Origin of the sequence: Paraburkholderia sp. JHI2823, assembly GCF_038900695.1 — a bacterium.
Classification (GTDB): Bacteria; Pseudomonadota; Gammaproteobacteria; order Burkholderiales; family Burkholderiaceae; genus Paraburkholderia; species Paraburkholderia mimosarum.
Genome location: NZ_JAYMRY010000158.1, coordinates 1 through 830, shown reverse-complemented (window position 1 = coordinate 830; position 830 = coordinate 1). Strand labels below are relative to the sequence as shown.

General features: G+C 60.5%; 1 protein-coding gene. It reads right to left on the bottom strand.

What is annotated here, in order from left to right:
- Positions 1-692 (bottom strand): IS110 family transposase (locus VSR34_RS38060; protein WP_342965195.1); only part of this gene is annotated, 692 nt, incomplete at its 3' end.
- Positions 693-830: the final 138 nt, after the last annotated feature.

Below are 830 nucleotides of genomic sequence, written 5' to 3'. Positions count from 1 at the left end.
GATGCAACCGTCGCGGTGGCCGTGAGAAGGCCAACGCCAGGGATGTCGGCGACCTTCTGGCAGTCCCCGTTGTTACGAAAGGCGGTAGCGAGCCGACGCTCAAGCACGGCGATTTCCTTGTCGGTGGCCTGAACGCGATTCCATTGCTCACGCAGGCTGTCGATCAGGATTGCTGGCAGACGTTCAGCGACGCCTGCAAGCGTGGCAGGGAATGCTTTGGTGAAGGCCCGATAGCTCTCGGGCAGTGCTTCGCCGAACTCGTACAGCAGACCGCGCAACGCGTTGGTTTGCATGATGCGGAACTTCATGAGTTGGGCACGCATCCGATGTATCGCGAGGATGGCTTGCTGATCTTCACTCTTGATAGCAACAAAGCGCGCGTCCGGCTGCTGCGCCGCTGTGCAGATGGCTCGGGCATCGGCCGCGTCGGTCTTGTTACGCAACACAAACGGCCGCACCGACCGGGCGGAGATGAGCCTCGCATCATGACCGAGCTGCTGCAGCCGTCTCGCCCAGTCGTGTGCGCTGCCACACGCTTCCATCACAACAATCGAAGGTGAGCGCCTGGCGAAAAACTCGAGAACCTGTGCACGCTTTAGCTTGAGTCTTTCGATCTGGCCGCTCTGCGGGTCGAGTGCATGAAGCTGGAATACCTGCTTGGCAATGTCCATTCCGATAAGGGTGGGTTTCATTTCCGGTTCTCCTTGATGCACGGTTTACGGGCACCCTTACTTTGGCACACGCAGACCGACGCGTGCCAAGTCTCCCGCGCCCGGGTCGTCACTTCCACGACGGCCCGTTTCCGGGGGGAGGCGTCCATACCATCTGCA